Genomic DNA, 16,763 nt, shown 5'->3' on the forward strand with positions numbered 1-16,763 from the left:
GCATTGTCATTTATAACACCGAAAAACAATGCAAAAAATATTGGTTATCAACGGCGGAAAAACCTTTGCCCATTCGGGCGGCCGCCTCAACACTACCCTTACCGAATGGGATGGCGAGTTTTTTACCCCTGAAAATGGCTTTGAGCTGAAAATAACGCAGGTAGGAGAAGAAAACTACGACGCTAACGAAGAAGTGGAGAAATTTGTGTGGGCGGATGTCATCATTTATCACTTCCCCATTTGGTGGATGTACCTTCCTTTTTCATTGAAGGAATATTTCGATAAAGTACTTACGGCAGGCCATCGGAAGGGGCTGTATTACAGCGACGGACGGAAGGCCAATAACCCCGAACGAAACTACGGAACAGGCGGCTTGATGCAAGGAACGCGCTACCTCGTCACTACCACTTGGAATGCTCCTAAAACTGCTTTTACGTTGCCCGAGGAGTTTTTTCAGGGCCGCAGTGTCGATGATGGCGTGTTGTTTCCCTTCCACCGCATGAATGCTTTTTGTGGACTAGAACCGCTGCCTAGCAAGCATTTTCACGATGTTGAAAAAAATGGCTCGCCTGAGCTGACCGCTTCGTTTAAAGTAGAATATTTGGAGCATCTTCGTGGTGTGTTTAGGAAGTAAAAACAGCAAACCTTTCCAAGTTTCAAAAACTTGGAAAGGCTAAAAGGTAGCTAATTGTGAAGATTTCCTCTACTTCCCCTTCTCCAAACGCTCTGCCAGCATTTTGATAAAATACCCTCCTACTACGGAGCGAGCTTGGAAGCCTACCTGCTTGGCATTAATGGTTTCGTGCCAGTCCGAGAGTGGAACGCGGGTGGGGGTTTCGTTGGCATACTTCCATACGGGGTCAATCAACGCTTTGAAATCGGCGTCCGAATCGGCCATGGTTGCCGTCCACACAATCCAATCCGACTTGGTATAAGTCTTACGGCTGTCGAGCGGAAGACCGTAGGCTTGTTGTTTTTTGAGGTAAAACGCGATTTCCTTTTGCGCAACTTCTTTCGGGAATACGTTCAATCCGAGCAATTTATCCCAAACTATGTTGTATTTCTGGCTCCAACTTCCTGCCGTTTTGTCGAACGTAAGGGCATAGTGGTCGCCATCGGCACTCATTTCCATCCAACGACGGGCCAAGGTGCGCGCCAACGTAAAGTGCTCATCGGCTAGTTTTTGTTCACCCAATTGAGCCGCCATTTGGGCATAACACGCAATCCCGACAATGGCCTTGGCCGACAAGTTGACGTTACGCGCTAAGTGCCCCGCGAAGTCGTCGGTACAAAGTTGGTTGGCGGGGTCAAATCCATCGCGTTTTAGGAATTCTACCCATTTCGTTAGCATCGGCCAGTGTTCGCGCGCAAAGCTGGGATTGCCGTCCATTTTCACCGAAGCCGCCGTCAAAATAATCATGTTTCCAGCTTCTTCCACGGGCATATCTTCGCCGTAGGTTTGGCCGTTGGCAAGCGGATACGTCCCAATATCGTGGGCAGGGAAGTCTTTTTTCCAACGCCCCGATTCGCTATAGTCAAAGATAAAACGTAGCAATCCTTTCGCCAACTCGTTGTTATACAACAAAAACATGGGTGCCGACGGGTACGTTACGTCCACCGTTCCAATCGAACCGTTTGAGAAATTTTCTTTCGACAAAAAGAACACTTCCCCCTTCGGCCCTGCCACAATTTTGTGGGCGGAAATCGCTTGTCGGTAGGCCAATTGGCACAAATCAGCGTACGCTTTTCCGCCCGCTTTGGTCGCGTCATCGTACATTTTTTTATCGAATGCCGTGCTTTTGGTCAACAAACGTGGGTAGTCTGTTTCGGCGGTTTGTAATGTTTTTAACATCGTTGTAGCAGGGTCGCGGCGCCACCATCCACGGAGGTTTTGACCAAAATACTGCACCGAATACACATCGTCGTAGCCCAAAAGCAAATGCTTTGAAGAAGTTTTTCCCGAAACATTGCCAAAGTTTACGACCGTCGCCATTGCTAACTCGCCCGCCGTTCCTGAGACCGTCGAAGAAGTAGCCGTCAGTTGACCTTTTGATTTAAAGTCGTTTTTCAATTGGTCAGGATTTCCCGTTACTACGCTGCTTGCCGCATCAGGCACAGCCAAGTAGGCATAGCCCCAGTCGATGCGGATGTTATCGCCTTTTTTGCCCAACACAGGTTGCTCTTTGGTTCCAACTGACGTATAAACGAGCTTGCCGTCTTTCTTGGTTTCGGCCACTACTTCTTGCGAAGGCACGTTGGTAGCGACCAAGGCCGATTCGCCGAAATATACCTGTACCGAGTGTGGTTTGTTGTCCAACGAACGCGTCGAAAACGTCACATAACTTACGGGGCGAGCCGCTACTTCCAATTCATCCATCAACAGAGGCGACAGGAAGTTAACGTCCAATTCCACTGGCCCTGCGGTAAACACATAACTGGTTTGGGTAGCCGTGACGGTGGCTTTCTTTTGCGTAGCCGTAACCGCCTGCGCCGTAGGAACGACACTTACCAACCCTACGTCCACAAACGACTCACCGATGGGACTAATGCAATGCACGGCTAAGACGTTACGCCCCTTACGAAGTGCCTTCTGGCCTTCGGCCGAAAGAGGTGAGTGGATGTATTCGCCTGCACAGCAAGGCTTTGTGAAGATACGCGTACCGTTCAAATACACCGTCACATCGTCGTCGTTGATAAGGGTCAACAACAACTTGGACGCCTCCACTTGCCCGTCGTAGTTAAACTCGCGACGGATAAAAATTCCGTCCTTGTCAATTTTTCCATTGTGAAATGGCGTGCGCGAAGCGGGCGAATCACCAAATGGCCCTGAGCCCGTTTTCCAACCTTGGGGGATAAAGTCAGGCTGTTCCCATCCTGCCGAAGGTTTGGTGGTGGTATATAACGCGTCGTATGCTTTGTTTTCACCCGTTGGCAACAAGGCTTGATATAAAGTTGGCGGAGCTCCTAAAAATTGATACGACTTGCCGTCAACCCGCACAATGCCTTCCAACGAATGCGGGCGGCCTGTCCAGTGGCGAGTGGGGCCGTCGGTGAGTTGGTCGGTGTTACTCCAAATGCTAAAATAGGGATCGTGGGTAATAATAGGATAGGCGGGTGGGCGAAGCGTCTGCGCCATCGAAGACGTTAGCGCGAGGCACCCACTCAAGGCAAGCAACAAAAGAGTTGGTTTGTTGTAAAACATTGGAATGGTGGTTAATGAAATTTTGAGAGGTTAATTTAATATACACTAAAAGGAGAGGCGGCGCCTGCTCTACCAGAAACTGCTCATGTTCTGGACAGAAAACAAACGGCTCACCTCTCCCTTAGGAGGTTAGTCTGCGGTCTGACTATCGTCTGACTGTGTTAGGCTTGGGCAAAACTTGATGGGTTTGGGCCCACGTTTGCCACTGTTTTTTCAATTCGTTTACTTTTTCGGGATACTTAGCCGCGAGGTTATTGGTTTCGGTTTTATCGTTGGCTAAGTCAAACAAGTGCCACGTAGTATCGCGGCTTGCGGAGGCCAGCTTCCAATTCCCCGACCGTGCATAACGCGCGCCAAAGTGCTCGTTGAACAGATTCATATGCCCTCCGTTGATTTTTCCCTGAAATGCTGGTACAAGGCTTTGCCCCGTTGAGGCCGAAATAGTACGCCCCTGAAACGTCTGTGGGTACTTGGCTCCTGAAATCTCTACGCAGGTACGCATGAAGTCCATTACGTGTCCCATTTGGGCGCTGTAACTTCCTTTTTTCGCTTTGATTCCTTTGGGCCAAAATGCCACCATTGGCGTGCGAACACCTCCTTCGGATGATTCGGCTTTCCAGTATTGGTAAGGCGTATTTGCCACGTTTGACCAACGCTGCCCAATCGAAGCAAACGAAGTCTGAGGCCCTGGCATTACTTGCTTTTTCAAATCATACGAGATAGGCCGACCGTCGCGGGTCTCGTTGGGGCGGTCAAAACCTGGCCCATAAGCCGCACAGTTTTCGGGACTTGCCCCGTTATCCGAAAGAAAGACAATGAGCGTGTTTTCCAACTGCCCCGTTTCGCGCAGTGTTTGCAACATACGGCCAATGCCCTGATCCATGCGGTCAATCATCGCCGCGTGAACGGCCATAGCGCGCGCATCCCATTCTTTATCGGCGTTTGCTTCCCAGGTTTGTTGTTTATCCCAGCGCTCCGACAACGGCGTAGTTTTGGGGTCAATCAAACCCATTTTTACCATTCTATCGTAACGGCTTTTCCGAACCGCATCCCAGCCCGACTTATACGTGTCTTTGTACTTTTCGATGTCTTCGGGCAGGGCCATTAGCGGCCAGTGCGGGGCAGTGTGCGCCACGTACAAGAAAAATGGCGACGACGATTTGGCAAACGATTGAATATAGGCCACGGTGGAGTCACTAATGGCGTCCGTGTGGTAGTAATTCTTTGGAACTTGCGTTACAGGCTTTGTCCCGTTGACCAAACTAAAAGGGTCAAAGAAATCAACTACGCCCCAGATATTGCCAAAATACTTATCGAAACCACGCGCAGTGGGGTACTGGTTCAATGGCCCAAAATCGCCAAAATCTTTTTTGTGATTGAGCCAATCGAGCTGGTCTTTGGGGTTTTTCTGAACAATGGTGTTCGACACGTGCCATTTTCCCGTCATACCCGTTTGGTAGCCCGCTGCCTTCAATACCTCCGCAATCGTCACGGTATTTTCGGCCAAATGCCCACGGTAACCTGGTGTCGATTCTTCGTCGGTCATTTTACCAATGCCTGCTTGGTGGTTGTATAAGCCTGTGAGCAAACTGGCTCGCGTTGGACAACAACGGGATGTGTTGTAAAATTGAGTAAAACGCAACCCGTTGTTGGCGAGGTAGTCGATGTTAGGGGTTTTGATTTCACCGCCATAGCAGCCCAAGTCCGAATACCCCATGTCGTCGGCCATGATGATAATGATGTTCGGACGTGCATCCGCTTTTGAACGCGACGGTTTTGAATAAAACGCCGTTAGCCCTACCGACACCGCCACGGCCAATCCAACCGAAGCCACTACCCCTTTTTTCTTCATCGAATTATTATTTTTTTCCTGTCAAGGATTTAATTGTTTTGATTTCATCTTGGCTGAAAGCCGTTCCGTCGGTGCGATAAATGTCGTGGAACCACAATTCAGGCTCTTTCCCATCGGGCATAGGTGTTCCCCAAGCGTAAATGGTATTGGTTTTTCCCGCCACAAAGCCCCAGTTGATGGCTCCAATGTTTTCTTGCTTCAACATCGGCATGATGGTTTGGAATAAGCTACCGTTGCGGCGTGCCATGTATTCCGTACAAATCAACGGGCGGCCATACTGACGAAGTTTATCAACCAATTCTTTGTGCTTGTCCACGTAGCCGTAGTGGTGGTAGGTAATCACGTCTGAGTTTTCTTCTTGGAACTTGTTCAATTCTTTGAATTTCTCACCCCAGCTCCACACACCTGCGCTGATTGGCTGTGAAGGATTCACTTCTTTGGCCCAAGCAAAGACCGACTTCAACAAAGGCAGGCTTTTTGCAAAGTATTGGTTATTGCCAGGTTCGTTGTACAAATCCCACAACAAAATGCGGTTGTCGTTTTTGAAAGTAGTCATCACGTCTTTCACGTATTTTTCCAACATGCTCAAGCTATCGGGGTGATTGTGAATCATCGTGCCTGGGTCGCGTACCCAACCGCTGTTGTGAACGCCAGTTTTAGGGGCAGGCTGCTTGCCTGGGTGGTATTCGTCGTTCCAGCAGTCGTCAAAAAACACAAAAATGGTTTTGATTCCGTGCTTGCTCGAAATGGCGAGGTACTCATCGAGGCGTTTTTTAAAACCTGGCGCATCGGTCGTCCAAGCAATATGGTGCAAATACACCCGCATGGCATTGAAGCCAAGCCCTTCAGCCCAGCCCAATTCTTTGTCAAGCGTTTGACGGTCAAAAGATTCCGCCTGAAACATTTCCAATTGGTTGATGGCCGTACTTGGTTGAAAGTTACAACCTCTAATCCAACCCTGTTTTTTGTACCAGTCGTTTGCCTGTTGGGCCGTCCAGCGAGGTTGCGCTTTGAGGGTAGATACCGTGAGGAGCAACGCAATCGCAAAAAGTGTTACTTGTTTCATAAAATGATGATTTGTTAGATAGTTAGTTCAAAGTGAAAAAATTTACAATCAATAGTTTAAGGCAATTTGAGCCAAAAACTAATACTACGAAAGCCCTTCAACTATCGATTGCAGACCCATCCGTTGGCTAATTTGCTAATAACCAGGACTTTGAACACAAAGCTTGTTGGCATCAATTTCCGCTTGCGGAATCGGAAACAGTACGCGTTCGGGCTTGGCATTGGTGATGCCACGCGCTTGAGCTAATGAAATAAACGTCCCTTGGCGAACAAGGTCTTCGCGGCGTTTACCTTCTGAGACAAACTCCCAACCTCTTTCTCTAAAAATGGCCGTACGGAAAGCATCTTTTGTAGGAGTGTCCGTTTGGGTCAAATTGGGAATCCCTGCTCGTGTACGAACGAGATTAATTAATGTAAATGCCTCCGCAGTGGGGCCATTGAGCTCGTTCAGGGCCTCTGCTCTGGTAAGTAGAATATCGGCGTAACGCAGTATTGGAACGTCCGTTCCGCTATTGTTTCCGACGGTGTTGTTATCCCAATACTTAAAACTACGCGCATTATCTCCCGTTGACAAATCAATGGTTTGGTTGCTGGTATTGACATAACTCGTACAAATCAACTGTAAACGCTTGTCGTTGGCGGCAAACGAACTGGTAAATGCCGTCCGCAAGCGGTACTGCGTCGCAAAATTCGACATAGTGGTTTTGTAGGTAAAATTCGGAAACTGAGGGCTGCTCTTGTAGCCTGGCGGCAGTGCTCCTGCTTGGTACCAATTGCCAAAAGGATCTTCGGGGCGGCATTGAAGTGCCAAAATCATTTCACGGTTGGCCGCACCTTCATTTTCGACTCTAAACATCCCCACAAAATCTGGATTGAGGGCGTAGTAATTAAAATCCATTACGGCTTTGGCGGCATCGGCCGCTTTTTGCCATTGCTTGGTGTTGAGATAAAACTTCGCCAAAATACTATACGCAACGCCCTTACTAAACCGTCCATAAGTTTCTTCTTTGCCTGGATCTGGTAAATCGGGAATTGATTCAGTGATTTCTTTTTCAACAAACGCCTTTAGCTCTTCTTCCGTTGCCCGTGCCAAATCGGCGGGTTGTGTGGTGGAAGTCCGCAAGGGGACCGTTCCAAAAAAAGTCATCAAAAGCGCATACGCTTGTGCCCGCAAGACCCTTGCTTCGGCTTTAAAGAGTTTTTTTGTTGACTCCGCCGCTGTCACATTTCCTACGTTTTCGATGACACCGTTGGCATCGCGTACCACGCGGTAGTTAGGGTCCCACATATCGGCTGCCAACGTTCCGAGCGTTGGATCCCACGTAAAATTGATTAGTTGAATAAGTTGTCCATTTTCAGCGCCACCCGTGTTAAATCCCATATCAGTACAAACTTCCGAATCGTTGATCACGTAGCGCGAGTTGGATTGAGTTTGCTGGTGTGCGTACGCCGAAAAAAGCAACGCTTTGATGCCGCTTTCCGACGTGAGTACGTTGTCGGGCGAAAACTCAGACCTCGGCGATACTTCCAGCGCTTTTTCGCACGACGTCAACATCAGAAGCCCTCCGATGATTAAGCTATAGTTGAATGATTGTCTCATTTGATTTGTCATTTTGTTCATTGTTAACTGTTATTAGTTATCTGTTAACCGTTACTTGTTATCTGTTAACTGCGCCTCCTTGTGATTAACCATTCACAATCACCGAATTACAGCGATTTCACCATTCTACAATTTACTATTAACAAATAACAGTTAACCATTAACACCCCCTTACCTAAAATTGTAAATTAACCCCCACAGTGTAAGTACGTGTCAGCGGATAGGTGTTGTAGTCGATCCGTAAGATATTGTCTCCCAGAGCATTGGCTGCTGGGTCAGCACCTGAGTACTTGGTAAAATTGTACAGGTTTTGACCATTCACAAACACCGAAGCACTGCCCACATAGCGGTTTTTAGGTACTGGAATTTTGTACGACAACCGCACCGACTGAACACGCAGGTACGAAGCGTCTTCGACGGTTTTGTTGGTTACTTGGCGTTGGCCTTGCACGTCGTTGGGCAAAAACGAAGGGTAGTCGTTGGTAGGATTGGTTGGTGTCCAACGGTTGAGGTAAGGAACTGCCAATTTGTTTCGGCGATAGTCCACTGGATAATAAGCGTCCACCAAACTACTGTTCAGCATTTTAGCTCCCTGCGAACCTTCCAAGAAAACATCCAATGCCAAGGTTTTGTAGGAAGCACTGGTGTTGAAGCCATAGAAAAAGTCGGGCAGCGATTTACCAAGCACCACGCGGTCGTTGGCATTGATGACTTTGTTTCCGTCAAGGTCACGGTATTTCAAATCGCCTGGGCGTACGCCTGACTGCGCTTGGGTAAAGTCTTCGCCCGTTTGCCAAACGCCGTCCACCAAATACCCATAGAACGACCCAATCGACTCACCTGGCTTGAGAATACTCACTTGGCCAATGCTACCTGGGCCTGAACCGATGAACTGAGGCACTTTTCCAAGACTCAACACGCGGTTTTTGAGGGTGGTAATGTTAAAACCAGCATCGACACGAAAGCCATTTTTATCGGTCAAAATACCCTTCAAAGCAAGCTCAACTCCCGTATTACGCATACTTCCCACGTTTTCGATGCGGCTTCCAAAACCCGTGCTCGCAGGTTGTGGAATGTCGTAAAGTAAGTTAGAAGTTTTGCGGTTATAGTAGTCGATGCTACCCGTAAGGCGACCGTTGAAAAAGCCAAAATCAATTCCTAAGTCAGCCTGAACGGCGGCTTCCCACTGCAAATCAGGATTGGCGCTGCGCGAAGGCTGCAATGAACTGTAGCGGTTACCATTGAAAACGGCATTGCGTCCTGCCGAAAAAGTAGAGAAATACAAGTAATTGATGGTCGGCTGGTTGCCCGTTGCTCCATAACTGGCGCGTAGTTTAAGTTCGCTCAAGAAATTTACATTTTTCAAGAAAGCCTCGTCCTGAATCCGCCACGCCAAGGCCGCCGACGGGAAATAGCCAAAACGCTTGTTGGGGCCAAACCGCGCCGAACCATCGGCCCGCATCGACAACGTTAGTAAATACTTACTGTTAAAGGAATAGTTTACTCGTCCCAAAAACGACACCAATTTGTTTTCTTGACGGCCACTTCCGACGCCATTCAGGGTATTATCGCCCGTACCGAGCGCGTTGAAGGTAAGGTCGGGCAAAGCAAAAGAACGCGAATTGGCAATGATAGAGCTGGAAGTGTAGCGTTCGTAAGTAGCTCCTACCACGGCGCTAATACGGTGATTTTTAAGCTCTTTGTTAAAATTTAATGTTCCTTCGGTCAGGTAATAGCCTCGTTTCCCATCGCGAACATCGGCATAACCGTTGTACGAAAGCCCCGTCAACGTACTGGGGTCAATCCAGAAATAGCGCTGGTTATCATTGAAATCAGCCCCTATGCGTACTTTGGCCGATAGCGAAGGAACGAAGTAATATTCGGCATAAATGTTTCCAAACGTACGGTACGTATCGCCCATCCCATACTGTCCATTAATCACCGCCAATGGACTATCCATGGGCGCCATCAACGACGAGCGATAGTACGTTCCGTCGGGGTTATAAGCAGGCACCGTGGGATCGTAGTTTTGGGCCATGTATAGCGCACTAGCGTTGTCGTTTAGCCCTACCCCCGTTGCATTATAGTAATCTCTGGTGTAGGAAGTGTTCAGGCTTACCCCTACGTTGTATTTATTGGCCACGCCATTTTCGAGGTTCATTCGAGCGCTGTAACGGCTCGTCCCTGATTTGAGCATAATCCCATCTTGGTTAAAATAACCCGCCGAAATGTAGTAACGGGTATTTCCTCCCGCCCCGCTAAACGAGAGGTCGTGCGACTGAATGGGCGCATCACGAAGCAATAGACTTTGCCAATCGGTATTGGCGTTGGTTCCCGTCACTTTTGGGGTCGAAAGTTTTCCCAAATCAATGATGGAATTGATAACATCGGTGTATTCAGCTCCCGTCAAAAAGCGCTGTGTATTGGCCACTTTTTGGACGCCGTGCGTTCCGTTGTATTCTACTTTGAGTTTGCCATCTTTACCACGGCGGGTAGTAATGAGTACCACCCCGTTTGCTCCGCGCGAACCGTAAATGGCAGTAGCAGAGGCATCTTTTAGAATTTCTATGGACTCAATATCGGCAGGATTCAAACTATTGAGCGGCGTACGGTTGTTAGGATTGCTGGTAGTTCCGCCCGCACTCGCCGAGCCAATCGCTGTTCCATCGTTTACGGGTAAGCCATCTACTACATAAAGCGGGTCGTTGTTTCCTGTAATGGAAGTTATTCCCCTGATTTGCACGCTCATGGCCGAACCAGGCTCACCACTTTTTTGGTAAACCTGCACCCCAGGCGCGCGCCCTGCCAAGGTTTGTTGAAGGTTGATATTAGAGCCACGGGTCAAATCTTGGGCTTTCAACGACATCACTGAGCCCGTCAAATCGCTTTTGCGTACGGTACCGTATCCTACCACGACTACCTCATTGAGCGATTGGTCGCTTTCTTTCAATTGCACGTTGATTTCCGTTCGGTTGCCCACCGTCACTTCTTGTGCTTCGTAGCCAACGTACGAAAACACCAGCACCAATCCACTCATTTTGGCAGCCGGTTCAGAAATACGCAACTGATAACGCCCGTTGGCATCGGTCGTTGTCCCACGGACAGTTCCTTTTACTACTACATTTACGCCAGGAATTACTCCATTATTACCCACAGTGGTTACCGTCCCGCTAATGGTCACTTCTTCGGCACGGGTTTCGAGCGGGCTTGATGCCACAACCGTGGTCAATGAGCCGTTGGAGGCGGGGTCGGCTTGGGGTTGGTTTTCTTCGTTGATGGGCGTAACGGGAAATCGGGCATTCCCGACCGAAGCCGACGATTTTTTGGCCAAAACCACCCATGTACCTGCTTTTACTTGTTTATAACGCAAGTTAAAGGGCTTTAACAAACGAGAAAGAGCATTTTCGAGGGACGTAGTTCCCGCCAACACATCGGTCGAAACCGTCAGATTGGCAACCGTTCGGTCTTCAAACAAAATATCAGCTTTGTACTTGACTTTCAAGCCATTTAAGGCATCCGAAAGGCGGGTGGTCGTTGCCGATGCTGCGGAGTAAGTGGGGCGTTGTTGCGAGCTCACCATCGCCATTGCCTGACTATTGGCAAGTTGAGGCTCGACCAACAACGCGCCAGTAAGCAACCCTACCAGCGTGGTTGGAATAAAAATAGAGCGCATAAAGAGTGTAGTTAGAAAAGGGTAAACTTTGGTTATTATTCAAAAAAGGTAACCGTAGAATCTTTTTGTTTGTAGTTGATTTCGAGCAATTCGGCCACTACTTGTAAAAACTCGTCTGCATTATCGGCCTGAAATGAGCCTGTCACCGTTCGCTCACCAATCTCCTGATTTTTAAGGACAACGCGCAGGTTGTAGTTGTCGTGGAGTAATTCCACAATTTCCCGAACGGGCGTACTGTTAAAATTGAAGCGGTGTTCTTTCCAAGCCGAACTTACTTCGGGCTCCTTGATACGCGTCTGCGTCAGGTTTCCTTTGGCATCCACGTTGACGGCATCGCCTGGTTTCAACCGCAGGCCCCTCACCGCTTTTTTAGCTCCCGTATAATTGAGCTGAATCGCCCCTTTGCTCAATACGACTTTGGTTCCGCTGGGACGGTCAAACACATTAAACTCTGTTCCCAACACCTCCACTTGCACGCCACGGGCTGTTTTTACAAAAAAGCGTTGGTGCGTAGGAGTATGTTGTACGGAGAAAGCTGCTTCTCCCGTCAGCCACACTACCCGTGAGCGCGGGCCAAATCCAAACCTTGGGAAACGCAAAGACGAATGGGCATTGAGCGATACCTGCGAGCCGTCAGGCAAGGTAAGTTGTCGGGTTTCTCCAAAAGCCGTCTCTATCTTTTGGTAAAAAATATAGCTTCTTCCCGCATACATTCCCGCCACCAATACCAACACCACCGAAGCTGCCGCCAGCCACTGGGTAAAAGCAAACCTTCGGCGAATGGGCAGTTCTGAGCTTTCTTCGGTTGCTTCTATATTTTGTTGTTGATTCCAAGACTCAATGCGTGCGTTTAGCAGTGCCAAAGCATCCTCTTCTTCGGCCATGTACTGAAGGTGCTGACGCTCCCATTCGTCGAGCCAAGACACATACAGTAGCTGGTTTTCGGGTTGTTGCAGCCAATCGGCAATCGTCGTTCGCTGAAGTGCCGTTGAGCGTCCGCTAAAATGCGCAAACAGCAGTTCTTTCATTATGGCTTTGTTCATTGATGACAGTATGTTGGTGATGGTGTGGATATTTCGGAAGGCGAAGTGGCTGGGACAAAAAACACAAGTCCGCAAAAAAGCCCCATTCGTAGTACTTGCCGCAGTTGTGACAAAGCACGGCTCAAATGGGCTTCAATCGTTTTTGGGGAAATCTGCAACTCGTCGGCAATTTCGCGGTGTTTTTTTCCTTCAAAACGGCTCATCACAAACACCCGCTGGCACTGCGGTGGCAGCGTACGTACGGTTTCTTCGATGCGCTGGTATAATTCGGTGTATTGCAACAACTGCTCGGGATCAATCTCTACATTGTTATTGATGCCTTCTGCATTCTCGTCGGTAATGGACATCTCTTGGTGAAACTCGCGCTGGAGGTACGAATACGCCCGCTTCCGAACGGCCGAATATAAATAAGCTTGGTAGGTGGTTGTGATATGAAGCTGGGCTTGGTTTTTCCAAAAGCTAAAAAACACTTCACTCACCAAATCTTCGGCCACCGCCCGTGAATACACAAAACGCACCGCCTGACTACACAGCGGACGATAGTAGCGCCGAAACAACAGTTCATAGCCTCGCCGTGCATCTTCTTCAAACGCTTGTCGGATAAGATACTCAACGTCAAGGAGTATGGGCTCAACATCTGGCCTTTGAAACGGGTGGGTGGAAGGCTGGGGTTGGCTCGGTTGATTTTCGGCCATGGATTGTTTTTTTTCGGGTTCTATAAGGTAAGTCACAAAAAGCGGCTTCTCCCCTTAGTCAATTCACAGATTTTTTTTTCTTTTTCCAAGAATTTTACCAAAAACACGGCTAAATGACCTTTTGCTAGGGTTAATAGAGCGAAAAAACTATTTTTGCCATGAAAAACAATCTTTCAACCCACTTGAATCCTATGAAAACCGTAGATTCGTACAATTTTGCGGGCAAACGTGCCCTCATTCGCGTTGACTTCAACGTTCCTCTCAACGAAAAATTTGAAATTACTGACGACACTCGTATCCAAGCTACGCTACCTACCATTCGTAAGATTTTGGCAGACGGCGGTTCTTGCATTTTGATGTCGCACTTAGGTCGCCCGAAAGATGGCCCGACCGAAAAATATTCGCTCAAACACCTTATCAATCCACTTTCGGTGATTTTGGGTGTCTCTGTAAAATTTGCTGACGACTGCATCGGTGCTTCGGCATCCGAACAAGCCGCCGCGCTTCAACCAGGTGAAGTATTGTTGTTGGAAAACCTACGTTTTTACAAACAAGAAGAAAAAGGAGACGTTGAGTTTGCCGAAAAACTCTCAAAATTGGGAGATGTTTGGGTAAACGACGCTTTCGGAACGGCTCACCGCGCCCACGCTTCTACGGCCGTTATCGGGCAGTTTTTTGAAGACCGCGTGTGTGGCTACGTCATGCAGGCCGAAATCGACAACGCACAACGCGTGTTGGAACAAGCCGAACGTCCATTTACGGCAATCATGGGAGGCGCCAAAATTTCGGACAAAATTCTCATCATTGAGCGCTTGTTGGACAAAGTAGATAACCTTATCATCGGCGGTGGTATGACTTATACTTTTACCAAAGCCTTGGGCGGAAAGATTGGAAAATCGCTTTTAGAAGCTGATAAGCAAGACTTAGCCTTAGAAATTTTGGCAAAAGCGAAAGAAAAAGGCGTAAACATATTGATGCCTTTGGACAACGTTTGCGCGGATGCTTTCTCAAATGATGCCAACCGCCAAATCGTGAAAACGGGAGAAATCGAAGATGGATGGGAAGGTTTGGACATTGGCCCAGAAACCATCACCTTGTTTGAAGAAACCGTTCGTAATTCTAAAACGATTCTTTGGAATGGCCCAATGGGCGTATTTGAATTCCCGAACTTTGCGACAGGCACCAACGCCATCGCCGAGGCAGTCGTACAAGCTACTGAGCAGAACGATGCGTTTTCGCTTATTGGTGGTGGTGACTCTGCTTCTGCCATCAACAACGCTGGCTACGGCGACCGCGTAAGCTACGTTTCGACGGGTGGTGGTGCACTTCTTGAATACATGGAAGGGAAAGTTCTTCCAGGAGTAGCAGCATTGGCTTAAAAATGATTTCGCCCCGATGACATGTCGGGGCGAAATCATTTTTGTTTCTTCACCGTATTTACTGCTCGTACTTCTCAATCACGCGCAAGAAATCTTCTTCTTTCGATAATTTAATTTTTTGTTCTTTGATAAACGCCTCCAAATCGGCTTTTTTATCGCTGAGGGCTTCTAATAACGCCTTCTTGTCTTTCTTGAGGCGAATAATCGCGCTGTCCTTGAACAAATACAAAAACTCATCTTTGACAAAACGCTTAGTCGCTGTGGCCGAGCTGTACAGCTTTTCCGTTTGAATTTTAGTGACTGTTCGCTTCAGCAATTTTACTTTGCCGTCAGAAAGTACTTGGTAAAAATTACGGCCAGAAAGTGACTCGTAGGCAGGGAAATTGTTACGAAAAACCCCATCTGTGGTGGCAAACTCGGTAATTTCACTGCTAAACCGATACGATTTTTGGTTCTCTTCGTACTCCAGTTCGTCTTTGTACGTGTCGTACCGCATTTTGGCCAATTCGTAGGTTTTGCCGTTGTGTTTGGCCTTCACCGTTCCTCTCGCCCACTCATCTTTCAGGTAAGGAGAGCCTTCGATTTCGGTGTAGCCGTTTTCAAAAATAGGACGCCCGTTGATGTCCTGAATGAACATTCCTTGGGCATGGGCAGCGATGGTCGCTAAAATCAATCCGAGACAGAGTAATGACTTTTTCATGTTGAATTGTACTTTTGCTGGCAAATTAATCGAACAACCTTGCAACTCAAAGAGCATTTACTCCATATCATCGAAAGCCTTCCACGGGTAGTGCCCGAAACATGGCTGGCTTTTGCCTTTCTGCTGTTGATTACGGCCGAGTTAGTATTGAAACTAACGCGTTGGTCGCAACAGACGTCCACTGTTTTGTGGTTTTCAGCGTTTGGACTAAGTTTGGCTGGGCTGCTATTGGTTATTCTCCAATGGAACGCCCCCGAAGGCTATTTATTTCACCACCTGCTTTATCTTGATACGAAGGCCGTTTTTTTCAAGGGGCTTATACTCATCACTACCCTTTTTGTTCTTTTGCATATACGCGTCACTCACGCCCAATTACCGCCTGAGTTTTACGCCATTCTACTCGCCATTGTGTTGGGGCTTTGTTTTATGACCATGGCCGTCAATGGCCTTAGCCTCTACTTATCGATTGAACTCGTTTCGATTGGTTCGTATTTGTTAGCAAGTATGGGCCGTGGCAAGCTCGCCGCAGAAGGCGGTATCAAGTACCTACTTTTTGGCGCACTGAGCTCGGGCATTATGCTGTACGGCCTTTCATTTCTATACGGAATGACGGGCTCACTCGACCTCACCAGCGAAGTTTTTGCCAATCATCTGGCTCAAAATCACCCCGTCATAATACTCGTTGTGGGTTTTCTGACACTTGGTGGCGTTCTTTTCAAACTCTCCTTGGTTCCCTTTCACGTGTGGGCACCCGACGTATATGAAGGAGCCCCTACACCCATTGTTGCCTTTTTATCAACCGCTCCCAAAGCCGCTGCGCTGCTCTTATTGATGCGTTTGTTGAGTGCACTTCCTGCCGATTTTCAGCAGCTGATGGCGCTCTTGGCACTCAGTAGTATTTTGCTAGGAAATTTGTCGGCACTTTGGCAAAATGACCTCAAGCGTCTTTTGGCTTATTCGGGCATTGCGCAAGCGGGTTTTGTACTCGTAGGTGTGGTGGCTTTCAGCCAAGCAGGTTTTGAAAGCGCTACGTTTTATATTGTTATTTATGTTTTGACCAACCTCGCCGCATTCTTATTGGTTGACTTGGTAAGTTCTGGCCGCCCGACCTTACTTTCATTGTCAGGTAAAGGGGCACAGCTACCCGTGCTTGCCGTTTGTTTTGTGATAGTCATGGTGGCTTTGGTAGGTTTACCTCCCACGGCGGGCTTTACCTCCAAACTCTTGGTCTTTTCTGCCCTTTGGGAGGCCAATACGACCGCTCCTTCTTCGTTGCTTACCACGCTCTTGGTGGTAGGGCTACTCAACGCTGTCATTTCCTTGGTCTATTACTTCAAAATACCCTTTTATTTATTTTTCAAGGAGGCGCCAGAAGCTAGCCACGAAACCCCAAAGCCTGCTGGAACGGCCTTGGTAGTAGCGCTGACGGTGCTTATCGTTGTACTTTTTCTAAAAACTGACTGGTTGATGCTCTGGATAAAGCAGCTTTAGTGGGTGATTTTATGGCTTTTAGCATGAATTTTGAGCCACTTTTAGTCGGTATGACGAATAATT

At 48.1% G+C, this 16,763-nt stretch carries 11 protein-coding genes; 3 read left to right on the forward strand and 8 right to left on the reverse strand.

Translation table 11 applies throughout. The features are described 5' to 3' along the window. Nucleotides 1-28 precede the first annotated feature (28 nt). Nucleotides 29-634 carry an NAD(P)H-dependent oxidoreductase gene (locus DTQ70_RS25285; protein ID WP_122933375.1) on the forward strand — a complete coding sequence of 202 codons (606 nt, stop codon included), beginning with the start codon at nt 29-31 and terminating at the stop codon, nt 632-634. 69 nt (nt 635-703) lie between these two features. Here DTQ70_RS25285 and DTQ70_RS25290 read toward each other — a convergent pair whose 3' ends face one another. The 7 genes from DTQ70_RS25290 to DTQ70_RS25320 form a co-directional block, all read right to left on the reverse strand. Then, nucleotides 704-3,202, reverse strand: coding sequence for a glutaminase family protein (locus DTQ70_RS25290; protein WP_122933376.1), 2,499 nt, complete (start codon nt 3,200-3,202; stop codon nt 704-706). Nucleotides 3,203-3,347: 145 nt separating this feature from the next. Continuing rightward, on the reverse strand, nt 3,348-5,054 hold the full coding sequence (locus tag DTQ70_RS25295; protein ID WP_122933377.1) for an arylsulfatase: 1,707 nt from the start codon (nt 5,052-5,054) through the stop codon (nt 3,348-3,350). 7 nt (nt 5,055-5,061) lie between these two features. Further along, nucleotides 5,062-6,120, reverse strand: a complete 1,059-nt coding sequence (locus DTQ70_RS25300) for a cellulase family glycosylhydrolase (protein WP_122933378.1) — start codon at nt 6,118-6,120, stop codon at nt 5,062-5,064. 135 nt (nt 6,121-6,255) lie between these two features. Beyond that, entirely contained in the window at nt 6,256-7,719 is a 1,464-nt protein-coding gene (locus DTQ70_RS25305) for a RagB/SusD family nutrient uptake outer membrane protein (RefSeq protein WP_122934555.1), read from the reverse strand. A gap of 175 nt (nt 7,720-7,894) precedes the next feature. Then, nucleotides 7,895-11,392 carry a SusC/RagA family TonB-linked outer membrane protein gene (locus tag DTQ70_RS25310; RefSeq protein ID WP_206019581.1) on the reverse strand — a complete coding sequence of 1,166 codons (3,498 nt, stop codon included), beginning with the start codon at nt 11,390-11,392 and terminating at the stop codon, nt 7,895-7,897. 35 nt (nt 11,393-11,427) lie between these two features. Beyond that, nucleotides 11,428-12,435 carry a FecR family protein gene (locus tag DTQ70_RS25315; RefSeq protein WP_122933379.1) on the reverse strand — a complete coding sequence of 336 codons (1,008 nt, stop codon included), beginning with the start codon at nt 12,433-12,435 and terminating at the stop codon, nt 11,428-11,430. Further along, complete coding sequence (locus tag DTQ70_RS25320; protein ID WP_122933380.1) at nt 12,432-13,130, reverse strand: RNA polymerase sigma-70 factor; 699 nt, start codon at nt 13,128-13,130, stop codon at nt 12,432-12,434. The genes DTQ70_RS25315 and DTQ70_RS25320 overlap by 4 nt, the downstream gene beginning before the upstream one ends. A 191-nt stretch (nt 13,131-13,321) precedes the next feature. Between DTQ70_RS25320 and DTQ70_RS25325 the strand changes: the two genes are divergently transcribed. Beyond that, nucleotides 13,322-14,509 (forward strand): phosphoglycerate kinase, encoded by a 1,188-nt coding sequence (locus DTQ70_RS25325; protein WP_122934557.1) that lies wholly within the window; start codon nt 13,322-13,324, stop codon nt 14,507-14,509. Nucleotides 14,510-14,567: 58 nt separating this feature from the next. On the opposite strand, the gene DTQ70_RS25330 is transcribed toward DTQ70_RS25325, so the two are convergent. Then, entirely contained in the window at nt 14,568-15,209 is a 642-nt protein-coding gene (locus DTQ70_RS25330; protein ID WP_164490203.1) for a hypothetical protein, read from the reverse strand. 39 nt (nt 15,210-15,248) lie between these two features. Here DTQ70_RS25330 and DTQ70_RS25335 point away from each other — a divergent pair, with 39 nt between their 5' ends. After that, on the forward strand, nt 15,249-16,700 hold the full coding sequence (locus tag DTQ70_RS25335) for an NADH-quinone oxidoreductase subunit N (protein ID WP_122933382.1): 1,452 nt from the start codon (nt 15,249-15,251) through the stop codon (nt 16,698-16,700). Nucleotides 16,701-16,763 lie beyond the last annotated feature (63 nt).

Source organism: Runella sp. SP2 (assembly GCF_003711225.1).
Taxonomy (GTDB): domain Bacteria; phylum Bacteroidota; class Bacteroidia; order Cytophagales; family Spirosomataceae; genus Runella.